Origin of the sequence: Dyella flagellata, assembly GCF_030160275.1 — a bacterium.
In the GTDB taxonomy this organism is placed as follows: domain Bacteria; phylum Pseudomonadota; class Gammaproteobacteria; order Xanthomonadales; family Rhodanobacteraceae; genus Dyella_B; species Dyella_B flagellata.
In genome coordinates, this window is the sequence record NZ_BSOA01000003.1 from 418,412 (window position 1) to 432,425 (window position 14,014).

Genomic DNA, 14,014 nt, shown 5'->3' on the forward strand with positions numbered 1-14,014 from the left:
AGCTGAAGGCAAAAGCTGTTTGGGTTGGTCGGCGTTTATGAATCGTCGCTATCGCGCATTGCGCGTAGCCGGCGCAAATGCCGTCTGCGCATGCGCCAGGCGCGGATGCCGGTATTGATCGCCAGCCACACGGCCAGCAGCGCAATCGGCCAAGCCACCACGGCCGGCCAAAGCATGGCCAGTACCGCCAGCACGGCCAGCAGCAGCGTGACCGCCAGCAAGGCACCGGTTTCGGTATCGCCCAATACACGGCGATCGGTCAGTGCAGCCCCCATGGTGTTGGCGATGCGCAAGGCGCCGGCCGCGGCACGGCTGGAACTGCCGCCCGCATGCCGCGTTTGCGGTGGACGAGTTTCGCTGCTGCGTACCCGCTCGCCACGCCGATGGCGGCGCGGTGCGAGCACGATTTCGGTGGCGTTCTGCAAGTCCTGCTCGTATTGCGCGGCCAGTTGCGCGGCGAAGCCGGCATCTTCGATCGCCACGTCGATCTCGCGGTTGTTCAACCAGCTGGCAAGATTGAGATTGGAGGAGCCCACGCGTGCCCATTGGCCATCCGCCACCGCGCTCTTGGCGTGCAGCATCGAGCCATTCCATTCGAACACGCGAATGCCGGCTTTCAACAAGGGCCGGTAGCCGCTGCGCGACATGCTGGCCACCAGCGGGATATCGCTGGTGCCCGGCACCAGCAGGCGCACATCGACACCATCGCGCGCGGCGGCGGAAAGTGCCTGCACGTAAGGCGCTACGCCTACGAAGTACGCATCGGTCAACCATAGGCTGCGCCGCGCCATGGCCGCGATCAGCTGATCGAGCCGATACATGCCGGCCGTGGCCGGTTGGGTGGCGATTACGCGCAATGCGACGTCGCCGGCGGGCGTTGCCAGTGGCGCGTAGATCGGCTGCGCGCCGCCTGTGGCCACCCAGCTGTCGGCAAATGCCGCTTCCAGTTCCAACACCGCCGGTCCACGCAACGCCAAGCCGGTATCGCGCCACGGCGGCACCTTGCGTGACGCATCGCCTAGCCATTTCGCGCTGATGCACACGCCGGACAGAAATCCCCACTGCCCATCCACCACCAACTGCTTGCGATGATCACGGCTCAGCCAGCCCAGGGTCTGTCCGAGCTGGGGCGGATTGAACACGCGCACTTCACCACCGGCCTCGCGCAGCGGCTTCCAGAATGCCGCGCCGGATTGGCCCAGGCATCCCAGCCAATCGACGATCACCGCGACGTAGACGCCACTGCGCGCACGCTCCACCAGGGCGTCCCGGAAAGTGCGGCCCACCTCGTCGTCGCGAAAGATGTAGTTCTCCAGCAGCACACGATGCTGCGCGTTGCCGATGGCGGCGAGCCAGGCTTCGAAGTGTTGCTCGGCATCGATCAGCAGATCCACCTTGTTGCCGCCCAGCAGCGGGGCACCGGCGGCACGGCTCAAGGCCTGTTCGGCTAGTACGCGATTGGGGTCGGGTGGCAGCGCGGCGGACATGCCGGAAGTATAAGGAGCAAGGGAGTCGTGTTCGTTCGTCGTCGCCGACTTCACGCTTCCTGTTCCCCGCTTCCCCATTCCCCGCTTATGATCCCCCCATGTTGCCAGAGCAGCGCTTTACGGACACCGATGCGTGCGTGCAGCTGATCGTCGAGCGGCTGGGAGCCGACTTGCGCGTGGTGACGCCCTTGGGACTGGGCAAGCCGCACGGATTGCTCAATGCCTTGTATGGCCTGATGCAGAGCGACACCTGGCGATCGATGACCTTGTACACCGCCCTGTCGCTGATGCGTCCACGGGCCAAGCACAAATTCGAAGCCCGTTTTCTGGAGCCGTTCGTGGAGCGCCATTTCGGCGCCGACTACGTAGATCCTCAGTACGCCATCGACCAGCTGCATGGCAAGCTGCCGCCGAACGTGGCGGTGCACGAGTTCTACATGCTGGCGGGCGCGCTGCTGCAATCGGCTGGCGCGCAGCGCAATTACATCAGTCAGAACTACACGCACGTGGCGCGCGATCTGATCGTGCAGGACATCAATCTGCTCGTGCAGCTCGTGTCGCGTCGCGAAACGCCGGCCGGCGTCCGCTACAGTCTTTCGTGCAATCCCGATCTCACCGTGGATTTCCTTGATCGCGTCAAGGCGGCCGGCAAATCGCGGCCCCTGTGCGTGGCGGTGGTGCATCCGGCTTTGCCCTACATCGGTGGTGATGCGGAAGTGCCGCAGGACTTCTTCGACATCGAGCTGGCACCCGCTTCATCGTCACCGTTGTTTGCCGTACCCAGGGGGCCGGTGGATACGGTCGAATACGCGCTGGGCCTGCATGCCAGCGCGCTGGTGAAGGACGGCGGCTGCCTGCAGATCGGTATCGGTGCATTGTCCGATGCCTTAGTCAAAGGCCTGTTGTTGCGGCAACAGAACAATGTGGCCTGGCGAAAGGCGCTGGTTGCACTGGATCCGCGTGGCACCACCCACCGCCTGGCCGAGCGCATGGGTGGTCTTGGCGGTTTCAAAGGCGGTTTGTACGGCTGCAGCGAAATGGTGATGGACGGTTTCATGCACCTGGCCAAGGCCGGCATTCTCAAGCGTCGCAGCTGGGACAATCTCGCGCTGGAACGCGCTGCCGCCGCGGGACGCCTGCCGGACGATGTGCCCGGCGGGCATTATTTGCGGGGCGCCTTCTTCCTCGGTTCGCGCGATCTTTACGACTGGCTGGAAACGACGGCCAACAGCGATGTCGATGCAATCGACATGTGCCCGGTATCCAACGTCAACCAGCTCTACGGCGATCACCAGGCACTGGCCACGCTGCAGCGTCGCGGCGCGCGCTTCTTCAATACCTGCATGATGTCGACCCTGCTGGGCGCCGCCGCTTCCGATACGCTGGAAGACGGTCGCGTGGTCAGTGGCGTCGGCGGCCAGTACAACTTCGTCGCCATGGCGCATGAGTTGCCCGACGGCCGCTCCATCCTGCTCCAGCGCGCGACCCGTCAGGGCCGCAATGGTGTGGAGACCAACATCCGCTGGGATTGCGGGCAAATCACCATTCCGCGACACCTGCGCGACCTCGTGGTGAGCGAGTACGGCGTGGCGGACTTGCGCGGCAAGAGCGACAGCGAGTGCATCGAAGCCATGCTGGCGATCAGCGATGCGCGGTTTGTGGATGCGCTGGCGGCACAAGCCAAATCGCACGGCAAGCTGGCCGCGGACTTCAAGATTCCCGATGCCTGGCGCAAACACCGTCCGCAGATGCTGGAGGAGGCGTTGGCGGAAACTGCCGCCAAAGGCCTGCTACCGAAGTTTCCGTTCGGCAGCGACTTCACCGAGGTGGAACAGCATCTGCTACCGGCATTGGCATGGCTGCAATCGTCGAGTGTTACCTGGAAGGGCAGGTGGCAATTGCTCAAGGCGGTTTTGCGACCTGGCGAAGCCACGGCGGAAGAAAGCACGGCCTTGGAACGGATGGGGCTGACGGCGCCCCAGCGATGGAGTGACTGGCTGCAGCGTCGCCTGCTGCAGGCCGCATTGCGGCGCTAGTTGTTTGGCGCGTAGAAGCCTAGATGATGGCGATCGATTCGCCGGATTGTGACGGCGGACGAATTGCGCAAAGCCGCACAGCGTGTTTCACTCGGCGAGTGGCAGAATGCGTCTTCCAGAAAACGCCACAGGGGAGCAAGAGCGTGGCCTTGGCCAATTTTCGTGACAGCGATGGCAATCGCCTGCTGAGTTCGGGTGCTGCTGCGTGCGCATGCGCGCATCTGCCGAACGCTTGCTGGCCGTGATCAAACTCAGCCCACAATCGCGCACCGCCGGCATCTATATGTTGCTTTCGGCGGCATGGATCTGGTTTTCCGGGCATGTGCTGGGCTACCTGGTGCACGATCCGCATCGCCTCATCGTTTACCAGATCGCGAAAGGATGGGGGTTCGTCCTGGGCACCGGGATCCTGCTGTATTGGATGATCGGCCGTACGGTGCAGCGACTGCGCATAGCCAATCAGCACTTGCTCGACAGCCACGAGCAAGCTTTGCGGGTGCTGGTGGAAGCCATGGACATAAGGCACAAGGAAACCAGCGATCATTCCGAACGGGTGGTGCGCATGGCGCTGGGCCTGGGACGGCTCAAAGGATTGGAAAGCGATGCCCTGCGCGACGTGAAGTTTGGCGCGTTGCTGCACGACATCGGCAAACTCGCGCTGCCCGATGCCATCCTGATCAAGCCCGGCAAGCTGGACGAAGAAGAAACAAAGCTGATGCGCACGCACCCGCGTATGGGCTACGACATGTTGCAGCGGGTCGACTTCCTGCGCGCTGCCAGCGCCATTCCGTACAGCCATCACGAGCGCTGGGATGGCACCGGCTACCCGCAAGGCTTGAAGGGCGAGCAGATTCCCCTGGCCGCACGAATCTTCAGTGTGGTGGACGTATGGGACGCGTTGAGTTTTGCGCGGGTGTACAAACCGGCTTGGCCGGAGCCCGAAGTGCTGGATTACCTGCGCGATGCGGCAGGCGGGCAGCTCGATCCCCATCTGGTACAACTGTTTCTCGACCACTACAGTGAGCTGAAGGCGCTGGCATTGAACACCTGATTCGGAAAGGTTGCCGCGACGAGGCGGCGTAGGCTGGGATGATAATCCCAGCTCCCCACACGGCAATCCGATGCTGGGATTGTCATCCCAGCCTACGAAGCCGCTTGCGGGCGAGGGCGCAGCAGCAGATAGAACGCGGCGATATGCGTGATCATCAGCAAGGGCACATAGATGATCGGGATCGCATACATGCTGCCCAGTTCTCCCGCCTGCGCTGGAAGGTTGATCCGGGTAGCGTGGTAGTAGTCGACAACGAGGTCGGTGACTCCCACCAGATTGAACGCCACCACGAACAGCCAAAACACGGGGCGTATCCGTGCCGTGCACAGCGCCAGCATCGCCAGCAGTCCTGTTGCCAGGTCGCCATAGGCTGCGAATGTGGCGAAGCTGGCAGGCAGATCCGGGCTGACGACCCCCGGCAGGAGAAACACCAGTCCGAAGAAACGGAAGCTGTGCAAGCTGGCGATGGCGCGTTGCGCTTCGAACAAAGGCATGGACTTGAGCCTGGGCCAGACATACACGCCGAAGCAAAGCAGCCACGCGACGTAGCCCAGCACGAGATGCGATCCAAAGATAAGTTCCGACGGCATGGTGCCTCCTGTCAGGCGTTGTATGGCGCAGCTTCGAATACAGCGGTCAGAATGCCGAGCCGGTCTTCCAGCAGATTGCGCCCCAGATTGGCGGCGAGCTGCGCGAACTCCGGCCCCATTACCACGCCGAGATTGGGTGAAGGTGGCGGCCCCGATGCGCGTAGTTGAGTGATCCAGGCCTTGGCCGCATCGGTATCGTTTTTTGCGGCCAGCGTGCGAAATCCTGCTGCTTCGATCGCCTCGCAAGTCGCATCGGTCGTCAGTAGAAAACTCGTTGCTGGCGTTCGCGCCCAGGGAACGGGGTAGTGTGGTTCGCCGCCGTTGGCGACGACGTCGAACGTCGCAAACCTGCCACCCGGCTTCAGCACGCGCCGGATCTCCTGGTAGAGCCGGGCGCGGTCGGCGATGTTCATCGCTACGTGTTGCAGCAACACGACGTCGTAGCGGCCATCGTCGTAGGGAAGTTCCAGCGCGCTGCCGGTATGGAACGACACCTGATCGTCCTGTCCCGTGCGCCGGGTGAGATAGCGCGCTGCATCCACGAACGGTTCGCTAAGATCGATACCCGTGACCCGGCAGCCATAGCTTGCAGCCAGAAAGCGGGCCGGTCCGCCAACGCCCGAACCGATGTCCAGCACCGACATGCTGGCGGTGATGCCGGCCAGCTCGGCCAGCTCGGCCGTGGCGGCAAGACCACGGGTATGGAATTGATCGAGACTAGCCAACTGCTGCGGCGTGAGCGGCTGATCCTCCGGCCCCCAAACCGCAAGCGCACTCTTCAGCCGCTCGGTCAGGCCGGTTGCGCGATAGTGATCGCGTACGCCATCAAGTGGATCGGTCATGACTAGTTCCTCGCTTCGAATCGGCAGGCTAGGTGTACCATCGCCTCGCACGAGCGACTATTCATCACAATGTTGACGGGCTATGAAGCAGAACTTCACAGTCAGACAGGGCGCGCTCGATGGCGTGGAGGCGTTCCTGAGCGTTGCCCAGCATCGCAGCTTTCGCCGCGCAGCCGCGGAACTCGGGGTGACGCCATCGGCCATCAGTCAGGCGGTACGTGCACTTGAAGCGCGCGTGGGCGCTGCACTGTTTATACGCACAACGCGTAGCGTCGGTTTGACGGAAGCCGGTGAACGGTTTCTCTCTCGCGCCAAACCCGCCTTCGAAGAGCTGGTCGCCGCTGGCGAAGTGGCGCGCGGACTTGGCCAGCGGCCGGCAGGATTGCTGCGTCTTTCCGTGCCGCGTGCGGTGGTGCCGATCCTGCTGGAGCCATTGATCGCCTCCTTCAGCAAGGCCTATCCCGAGGTGGAAGTGGAGATCGCCGCCAGCGAGGAACTGGTCGATATTGCAGCGGAAGGCTTCGACGCCGGCATCCGGATGGGTCAGTTCATCGCTGCCGACATGGTGGCGGTGCCGTTGACGCCACCGTTCCGTCTCGTTGTCGTCGGCAGTCCTGCCTACTTCGCCGGCCGCCATCGCCCGCTACGCACGGATGATTTGCGCCAGCATGCCTGCCTGCGATGGCGGCGATCCAATGGCGCACTCGCGCTATGGTCGTTCAACGACAACGGTCACCCGATCGAGATCGCCGTATCCGGCCCCTTCATCGCCAATGATTTTCCCACCATGCTTGGCGCGGCAGTCGAAGGCATCGGTCTTGCCCAGGTGCCCGAGCCGATCGCCGCCGAAGGCTTACGCACGAAAAAGTTGGTGCAGGTGCTGAAGCCGTTTGCGCCGGTGATACCGGGCGTGTTTCTTTATTACCCGAGCCGTCGGCAGATCCTGCCGAAGTTGCGCGCCTTCATCGATCATGTGAAAAGCAGCCGCAAACAGTAGGCTGGGATGACAATCCCAGCATCGGGGTGCCGCATGCAAAGCTGGGATTGTCATCCCAGCCTACGAGAAGCTGCCGCCTTCCAGGATGCGTTGGGTGGGAATCATCGGCAAGTTTTTCCATTGGCGTGCATCAAACGGCGCGGTAACCAAGGTCTCGACTTCAAGCAGAAACGCCTCACGCCCCATCTCCACCGCGCCCAGACCCATCAGATGCGGATTGCTGACCTGTGCATCGATCAGCGGAAATTCCCACTCGCGCAACAGCGCGGCAAGCGCGCACAACGCCAGCTTCGAGCCGCCGCTTTGTGCACTGAACATCGATTCCCCGCAGAACAGGCGTCCGATGGAAACACCGTAGATCCCACCGATAAGGCGATCCTGCTCCCACACTTCCACGCTGTGCGCGTGACCGAGATCGTGCAGCGCGGTGTAGGCGCCGATCATCGCGGGGCTGATCCAGGTGCCGAACTGGTCTGGCCTTGGCGCCGCGCAAGCCCGCATGACCTGGCCAAAGGCGCGGTCCACGCTCAATTGCCAGGTGCTGTCCTTCAAGGCTCTGCGCAGGCTGCGATTGGGCCGCAGCTGCTCGGTATGAAACACGCAGCGCGGGTCGGGCGACCACCACAAGATCGGTTCGCCCTCGTTGAACCAGGGAAAGATGCCGTGCGCGTAGGCTGTTATCAGGCGCAGTGGCGAGAGATCGCCACCGAAAGCAAGCAGGCCGTTGGGCTCAATGAGCGCATCGCGCGGGTCGGGAAAATGCCCCGGATGGCGGTCGTCGAGCCTGGGCAGGCGAATCATGGTTGGGCGTAGGGGCTGTGTTCGAGCAGTTCTTCGGCGTAAGCGTCCATGCCTTCACCTTCTTGTGCAAGTGCTCGACCCACGGCAGCGCGAAAACCCTCGTGCAACAGATAATGACGCGAATGCGTGCGCGCAGGCAGGAAGCCGCGCGCCAGCTTGTGCTCGCCTTGCGCCCCAGGCTCGAAACGCTGCAAACCTTGCGCAATCGCGTACTCGATGCCCTGGTAATAGCACAGCTCGAAATGCAGATCCGGCAAGTCCAGGCTGGCCCCCCAATAGCGGCCGTACAAGGTGCTGGCGCTGCGCAGCATCAGCGCCATTGCAACGATCTCGCCCTCTTGCCGGGCTAGCGCCAACTGCACCGTATTGCCCAGTTCCTTGCGCAGGTATTGAAAGAACGTCTCGGTGAGCGCCGCGTGGTTGCCCTTGGCATCGAAGGTGTCGGTATACAGCGCATGCACCCGCCGCCATTCGCGCGCACTCAGTTCCGCCCCGCCCACCATGCCGATGTCCAGGCCGTGCGCAGCCACACGCCTGCGCTCATGGCGGATGTTCTTCCTTTTCTTGTGATTGAGCGCGGCCAGGAACGCATCGAAATCCGTATAGCCCTGGTTGTGCCAATGGAACTGCACGTCGCTGCGTTCCATCCACGGTCCATCGAAAGCGGGGAGATCGGCGTCGGTTAGAAAATTCGCGTGCACGGATGAAAGCTGCAGCCGTTGCGCTTGTTGCTGCATGGCATCCACGAGCAGCTTGCGCAAAGCATCAGCTTGCGCCGAATCCGTTCCGACCAGCAGGCGTGGTCCGGTTACGGGCGAGTAGGGCACGGCGTTGAGCAGCTTGGGATAGTACTGGCCGCCCGCCTGCTCCCAGGCTGAGGCCCAGCTCCAGTCGAATACGAATTCGCCGTGCGAATTGCCCTTGAGATACAGCGGCGCGGCGGCGACCAGGTGGCCGCCGCGATAAAGACCCAGGTGATGCGCCTGCCAGCCCCAGTCGGGACGGATGCAGCCGGAGCGTTCGAGCCCGGCGAGAAAGGCGTGCGAGAGAAAGGGATTGTCGTCCGGGCACAGGGCGTCCCACGCCGAAGCGGCGATGTCATCGATGCTTTCGTGGAAGCGGGCTTCGATCATGTTCGCGGGGAACTGCTCCCATCCCTGCACGCAGGGGTGGGAATAAACGTCATGCCTTCACATGCTGATCCAGCCACCGCTCCGCATCCAGCGCCGCCATGCAGCCGAAACCGGCCGAGGTCACCGCCTGGCGGTAGACATGGTCGGCCACGTCGCCGGCCGCGAAGACGCCGGGCACCGAGGTCATCGTCGCCATGCCTTCCAGGCCGCTGCGGATCTTGATGTAGCCGTCGTGCATGTCGAGCTGGCCTTCGAAGATGCCGGTATTGGGCGTGTGGCCGATCGCCACGAAGAAACCGGTGGCGGGGATGTCGCGCGTGGCGCCGCTGTCGACATCCTTCACGCGCACTCCGGTAACGCCGGTGTTGTCGCCCAGTACTTCGTCGATCACGTGGTTCCACACCAGCTCGATCTTGCCGGCGGCCGCCTTCTCGAACAGCTTGTCCTGCATGATCTTCTCGGCACGCAGCTTGTCGCGGCGATGCACCAGGTAAACCTTGCGGCCGATGTTGGCCAGGTACAGCGCTTCTTCCACGGCGGTATTGCCGCCGCCGACCACCACTACATCCTGGTCACGGAAGAAGAAGCCGTCGCAGGTCGCGCAGGCCGACACGCCCTTGCCCTTGTAGTGCTCCTCGCTGGGAATGCCCAGGTACTTGGCGGTGGCGCCGGTGGCGATGATCATCGCGTCGCAGCTGTATTCGCCCGAATCGCCCTTCAGGCGGAACGGACGCTGCTTGAGATCCACGCTATGGATATGGTCGAACTCCATCCGCGTCTCGAAGCGCTCGGCGTGCTCGGCCATGCGCTGCATCAGTTCCGGACCTTGCACACCCTTGACATCGCCCGGCCAGTTGTCCACTTCGGTGGTGGTCATCAGCTGGCCGCCCTGCTGCAGGCCGGTGACCATGGTCGGCTTGAGGTTGGCGCGCGCGGCGTACACCGCGGCGGTGTAACCGGCGGGACCTGAGCCGAGGATCAGCAGGCGGCTATGCTTAGGGGTGGTCATTGCTATAATCCTTAAGGAGTTGCTGGCGATTTATCAGGGCGGTTCTCGCTTGCGGAAGGCCTCCAGGGGCGCTCCGAAGAGTCCGCAAGGATGGGGAAGTCGCCCAGGCTATTCAAGGTTGACTTGCCACACCCGTTTCTGAACCTGTCCAAGGGCGGTAGGCACCACGCTGTTCGGCTGCCACCTCTGGTTGGTTACACTGCAACACGCCTATTTGTTCGACATTTCCCAAGGAAACACACCCCGGTGGCGGCGCGCAGCGCAAACGTTAGAAAAACCAAGGAAAAGACCGGCCTCAGCGAGGAAGTGAAACGCCGCCTGCGCGAGGCTGGCGCTTTATTGCTATTGCCGCTGGCGCTCTACCTGCTGGTATGCCTGTTCAGCTACGACGCCTCTGATCCAGGCTGGTCGCACGCGGACACCGGCGGCCACGTCCACAACCTGGGCGGCACCGTAGGCGCCTACATCGCCGACCTGCTGCGCTACCTGTTCGGCAGCGTGGCCTACTGTTTCCCCTTGCTGCTGCTGTTCCTTGGCGTGCAAGTGCTGCGCAACCACGGTGTGCGCAACGTGCAGCCATGGGAGCCGTCGCTGCGCTTGATCGGTTCGGTGTTCTTCTTCATTACCGCGCCGGCGCTGTGCTGGGTCGAATTCCCTGATAGCACGATGGGGCCGGAAGGGGCGGGCGGCGTGATCGGCCGCGGGGTGGGCCATGGCCTGCTCAGCGCCTTTGGCGACAAGGGCGCGCCGTTGTTCCTGCTGGCGATTTTCCTGGTCGCGGTCACCTTCGCCACCGGGCTTTCCTGGTTCAAGCTGATGGACCTCACCGGCCAGGGCGTGCTCAGGCTCGCTGGCTGGTTCGGCGGCAAGCTGCGCAAGGCGCCGGAAGTGATCGCCGCCCACCAGGCGCGGGTCGAGCGCGAAGCGGTGAAGAAGACCGAGGCAATCAAGCAGGCCAAGCGTGAGCCGGTGCGCATCGAGGCGCCGGCGGCGCCGGTAGTGAAGAGCGAACGGGCGCGCGTGGAAACGCAGATCCCGCTGTTCGTTGGCGCTGCACAGCCCGGCGAATTGCCGCCGCTGTCGCTGCTGGACGAAGCGCCCGAGCAAGGGCCGGGCTATTCGGAAGAAACCCTGGAAGTGCTCTCGCGCCAGGTCGAGCTGAAGCTCAAGGACTTCAAGATCGAAGCCAAGGTGGTGGGCGTCTACCCGGGCCCGGTGATCACCCGCTTCGAGCTGGAGCCGGCAGCGGGCGTACGCGGCAGCCAGGTGTCCAGCCTGGACAAGGACATCGCGCGCGGCCTGTCGGTGGTCAGCGTGCGCGTGGTCGACGTGATCCCGGGCAAGAACGTGATCGGCCTGGAAATTCCCAACGCCAAGAAGCAGATCGTGTACCTGTCGGAGATCCTGCGTTCGGACAAATACGACCAGCAGAAATCGCCGCTCACGCTGGCGCTGGGCAAGGACATCGGCGGCCGCGCCATGGTGGCGGACCTGGCCAAGATGCCGCACCTGCTGGTGGCCGGTACCACCGGCTCGGGCAAGTCCGTGGCGGTCAATGCGATGGTGCTGAGCCTGCTGTACAAGGCCAGCGCCAAAGACGTGCGCATGATCATGATCGACCCGAAGATGCTGGAACTCTCGGTCTACGAGGGCATCCCGCACCTGCTCGCACCGGTCGTGACGGACATGAAGGAAGCCGCCAACGCGCTGCGCTGGTGCGTGGCCGAGATGGAACGGCGCTACAAACTGATGGCCGCGGTGGGCGTGCGCAACCTCGCCGGTTTCAACAAGAAGGTGAAGGACGCCGAGAACGCCGGCCAGCCGCTGCTGGATCCGCTGTTCCGCCCGAATCCGGATATGCCCAACCAGGTGGCCGAGCCGCTGGAGCCGCTGCCTTACATCGTCGTGATCATCGACGAATTCGCCGACATGATGATGATCGTCGGCAAGAAGGTGGAGGAGCTGATCGCCCGCCTCGCGCAGAAGGCGCGCGCCGCCGGCGTGCACCTGATTCTCGCCACCCAGCGCCCGTCGGTGGACGTGATCACCGGCCTGATCAAGGCCAACATCCCCACTCGTATTGCGTTCCAGGTGTCGAGCAAGATCGACTCGCGCACGATTCTTGATCAATCGGGCGCTGAGACCCTGCTCGGCCACGGCGACATGCTCTATTTGCCGCCCGGCACCGCCACACCCGACCGCGTGCACGGCGCCTTCGTCGACGACCACGAAGTCCACAACGTGGTGAACTGGCTGCGCGCGCAGGGCGCGCCGCAATACATCGAGGGCGTGCTGGAAGAAGTGCAGGCCACCTCCGATGGCAAGTTCATCAACGAATCGGGCCTGCCGCAGGAAGGCGAGGAGGGCGGCGATGCCGAAGCCCAGCTTTACGACAAGGCCGTGCGCATCGTCACCGAGACACGCCGTGCCTCGATCTCCGGTGTGCAACGCCACCTGCGCATCGGCTACAACCGCGCCGCGCGCCTGATCGAGCAGATGGAACAGGATGGCGTGGTCAGTGCGCCGCTGCACAACGGCAACCGAGAAGTGCTGGCGCCACCGCCGCCGAAGCATTAACGCCTGGTTTTCGCTCCCTCCCCTGCTTGGCAGGGGAGGGTTGGGGTGGGGTTGTTCGAGCTTGCCGTATGCTCTCTTCATCTCACCTGCATTAAGCCTTTCAACCGCACACTCGCACCATCCGATACACCAGGAACGGGAATCCATGAAACGCCTTCGCTTCGCAGCCATCCTTGTCTTGCTCGTAAGCGGCCTGGCGCAAGCCGCCACCGGCCCGGCCCGTGCGCGCCTGGACGCTTTCGCGCAAGGCCTGCACGCCGTTTCCGGCAACTTCTCGCAAACCCTCACCGACCCCAACGGCAAAACCAGCAAGACCAGCACCGGTACCCTGGTGCTGGAAGCGCCACGCCAATTCCGCTGGGATACGCTGGCGCCGTACAAGCAGACCATCGTCGCCGACGGCAGTCGAGTGTGGCTGTACGACCCGGACCTGGAGCAGGTCACCGTGCGCCGGCAGGACACTGAAGAGGCGCACAGCCCGCTCACCGTGCTGACCGATCTCTCCCAGCTCGACAAGGAATTCCATGTGGCCGAGCAGGGCGAGCACGATGGCCTGGTGTGGCTGCGACTCACCGCCAATGCCAAGGACTCGCAGTTCAGCTACGCGGACCTGGGCTTCGACGCCAACGGCCTGGCGCGCATGCAGTTCAAGGACCAGCTCGGCGCCACCACCGACATCCGCTTCTCCAACTGGAAGCGCAATCCCGAAATCCCGCCGCAGGATTTCAACTTCACGCCGCCCAAGGGCGCGGACGTGATCGGTGACCTGCCCGAAATCTCCACCCAGCCACTGAAGAATTGATCCGCCAGCTGCCACGCTGGGCATGGATTGGCGGCGGCCTGCTTGCGCTGGTCGCCGGCTGCATCAACGCGGTCGGCTACTTGTGCTTTCGCCATCAGCCGGTGACGCATCTCACCGGCACCAGCACTCAGTTCGGCATTGCGCTGGCGCAAGGCGACCTGGCTGAGGTCACCCACTGGGGCCTTACCATCGTTTCATTTTTGTTTGGTGCGATGCTCAGCGGCTTTATCGTCGAGCAACGCACGTTGCAGCTTGGCCGCCGCTATGGCGTAGTGCTGACAATTGAATCGTTGTTGCTGTTCGCCGCCGCGCCGTTGATCCACGATGCCAGGGATCTGGGCCTTTACCTGGCTGCCACTGCCTGCGGTCTGCAGAACGCGATGGTGAGTACCTACAGCGGTGCCACGCTGCGCACGACGCATCTATCAGGCATTTTCACCGACCTCGGCATGTACCTTGGGCAACGCCTGCGCGGCTTGAACGTGGATGTGCTGCGTATCCATGTGTGCCTGTTGGTGGCCGGCCATTTCATCCTGGGCGCGACGCTGGGCGCGTTTGGTTTTGCGTATTTGCAGGAGCGCGTGCTACTGGTGCCTGCGGTGCTTACCGGTACGGTAGGCTTGGCGTATGCGATCTACCGGCATTTCTTTTTGCGGCGAGTGTAGCCCTCCATCGCCGTCATTCCCGCG

At 63.3% G+C, this 14,014-nt stretch carries 12 protein-coding genes; 6 read left to right on the plus strand and 6 right to left on the minus strand.

Translation table 11 applies throughout. From position 1 onward, the window contains the following. Positions 1-35: 35 nt before the first annotated feature. A complete protein-coding gene (locus QQJ96_RS03520; protein ID WP_284330763.1) occupies positions 36-1,487 on the minus strand; it encodes a phospholipase D-like domain-containing protein in 1,452 nt (483 codons plus the stop codon). A 98-nt stretch (positions 1,488-1,585) separates the two neighbouring features. Between QQJ96_RS03520 and QQJ96_RS03525 the strand changes: the two genes are divergently transcribed. Both QQJ96_RS03525 and QQJ96_RS03530 read left to right on the plus strand, forming a co-directional pair. After that, the gene (locus tag QQJ96_RS03525; protein ID WP_284330559.1) at positions 1,586-3,523 is read left to right on the plus strand and encodes an acetyl-CoA hydrolase/transferase C-terminal domain-containing protein; all 1,938 of its coding nucleotides are present in this window, start codon (positions 1,586-1,588) and stop codon (positions 3,521-3,523) included. A 211-nt stretch (positions 3,524-3,734) separates the two neighbouring features. Next, positions 3,735-4,574 (plus strand): HD-GYP domain-containing protein, encoded by an 840-nt coding sequence (locus QQJ96_RS03530; RefSeq protein ID WP_284330560.1) that lies wholly within the window; start codon positions 3,735-3,737, stop codon positions 4,572-4,574. Between the two features lie 92 nt (positions 4,575-4,666). Here QQJ96_RS03530 and QQJ96_RS03535 read toward each other — a convergent pair whose 3' ends face one another. Both QQJ96_RS03535 and QQJ96_RS03540 read right to left on the minus strand, forming a co-directional pair. Then, the gene (locus QQJ96_RS03535; RefSeq protein ID WP_284330561.1) at positions 4,667-5,164 is read right to left on the minus strand and encodes a hypothetical protein; all 498 of its coding nucleotides are present in this window, start codon (positions 5,162-5,164) and stop codon (positions 4,667-4,669) included. An 11-nt stretch (positions 5,165-5,175) separates the two neighbouring features. Next, entirely contained in the window at positions 5,176-6,006 is an 831-nt protein-coding gene (locus tag QQJ96_RS03540; protein WP_284330562.1) for a class I SAM-dependent methyltransferase, read from the minus strand. Positions 6,007-6,088: 82 nt separating this feature from the next. Between QQJ96_RS03540 and QQJ96_RS03545 the strand changes: the two genes are divergently transcribed. Beyond that, positions 6,089-7,003, plus strand: a complete 915-nt coding sequence (locus QQJ96_RS03545; protein ID WP_284330563.1) for a LysR family transcriptional regulator — start codon at positions 6,089-6,091, stop codon at positions 7,001-7,003. 60 nt (positions 7,004-7,063) lie between these two features. On the opposite strand, the gene aat is transcribed toward QQJ96_RS03545, so the two are convergent. The 3 genes from aat to trxB are packed head-to-tail and all read right to left on the minus strand — an operon-like array spanning position 7,064 to position 9,946. Further along, positions 7,064-7,804, minus strand: coding sequence for a leucyl/phenylalanyl-tRNA--protein transferase (aat, locus tag QQJ96_RS03550; protein WP_284330564.1), 741 nt, complete (start codon positions 7,802-7,804; stop codon positions 7,064-7,066). Next, positions 7,801-8,937 carry a GNAT family N-acetyltransferase gene (locus QQJ96_RS03555; protein ID WP_284330565.1) on the minus strand — a complete coding sequence of 379 codons (1,137 nt, stop codon included), beginning with the start codon at positions 8,935-8,937 and terminating at the stop codon, positions 7,801-7,803. The genes aat and QQJ96_RS03555 overlap by 4 nt, the downstream gene beginning before the upstream one ends. Positions 8,938-8,986: 49 nt before the next feature. Continuing rightward, positions 8,987-9,946 (minus strand): thioredoxin-disulfide reductase, encoded by a 960-nt coding sequence (gene trxB / locus QQJ96_RS03560; RefSeq protein ID WP_284330566.1) that lies wholly within the window; start codon positions 9,944-9,946, stop codon positions 8,987-8,989. A 246-nt stretch (positions 9,947-10,192) separates the two neighbouring features. Here trxB and QQJ96_RS03565 point away from each other — a divergent pair, with 246 nt between their 5' ends. The 3 genes from QQJ96_RS03565 to QQJ96_RS03575 all read left to right on the plus strand — a co-directional run bounded on the left by QQJ96_RS03565 (position 10,193) and on the right by QQJ96_RS03575 (position 13,990). Continuing rightward, a complete protein-coding gene (locus tag QQJ96_RS03565; RefSeq protein ID WP_404649482.1) occupies positions 10,193-12,523 on the plus strand; it encodes a DNA translocase FtsK in 2,331 nt (776 codons plus the stop codon). Between the two features lie 145 nt (positions 12,524-12,668). After that, positions 12,669-13,325, plus strand: a complete 657-nt coding sequence (gene lolA, locus QQJ96_RS03570) for an outer membrane lipoprotein periplasmic chaperone LolA (RefSeq protein ID WP_284330567.1) — start codon at positions 12,669-12,671, stop codon at positions 13,323-13,325. Beyond that, positions 13,322-13,990, plus strand: a complete 669-nt coding sequence (locus tag QQJ96_RS03575) for a YoaK family protein (RefSeq protein ID WP_284330568.1) — start codon at positions 13,322-13,324, stop codon at positions 13,988-13,990. Before lolA ends, QQJ96_RS03575 begins: the two co-directional genes overlap by 4 nt. Positions 13,991-14,014: the final 24 nt, after the last annotated feature.

Excerpts from the sequence above, each read along its gene's own strand:
- QQJ96_RS03520 (WP_284330763.1), bottom strand. The coding sequence starts at position 1,487 with ATGTCCGCCGCGCTGCCACCCGACCCCAATCGCGTACTAGCCGAACAG.
- QQJ96_RS03525 (WP_284330559.1), top strand. The coding sequence starts at position 1,586 with ATGTTGCCAGAGCAGCGCTTTACGGACACCGATGCGTGCGTGCAGCTG.
- QQJ96_RS03530 (WP_284330560.1), top strand. The coding sequence starts at position 3,735 with ATGCGCGCATCTGCCGAACGCTTGCTGGCCGTGATCAAACTCAGCCCA.
- QQJ96_RS03535 (WP_284330561.1), bottom strand. The coding sequence starts at position 5,164 with ATGCCGTCGGAACTTATCTTTGGATCGCATCTCGTGCTGGGCTACGTC.
- QQJ96_RS03540 (WP_284330562.1), bottom strand. The coding sequence starts at position 6,006 with ATGACCGATCCACTTGATGGCGTACGCGATCACTATCGCGCAACCGGC.
- QQJ96_RS03545 (WP_284330563.1), top strand. The coding sequence starts at position 6,089 with ATGAAGCAGAACTTCACAGTCAGACAGGGCGCGCTCGATGGCGTGGAG.
- aat (WP_284330564.1), bottom strand. The coding sequence starts at position 7,804 with ATGATTCGCCTGCCCAGGCTCGACGACCGCCATCCGGGGCATTTTCCC.
- QQJ96_RS03555 (WP_284330565.1), bottom strand. The coding sequence starts at position 8,937 with ATGATCGAAGCCCGCTTCCACGAAAGCATCGATGACATCGCCGCTTCG.
- trxB (WP_284330566.1), bottom strand. The coding sequence starts at position 9,946 with ATGACCACCCCTAAGCATAGCCGCCTGCTGATCCTCGGCTCAGGTCCC.
- lolA (WP_284330567.1), top strand. The coding sequence starts at position 12,669 with ATGAAACGCCTTCGCTTCGCAGCCATCCTTGTCTTGCTCGTAAGCGGC.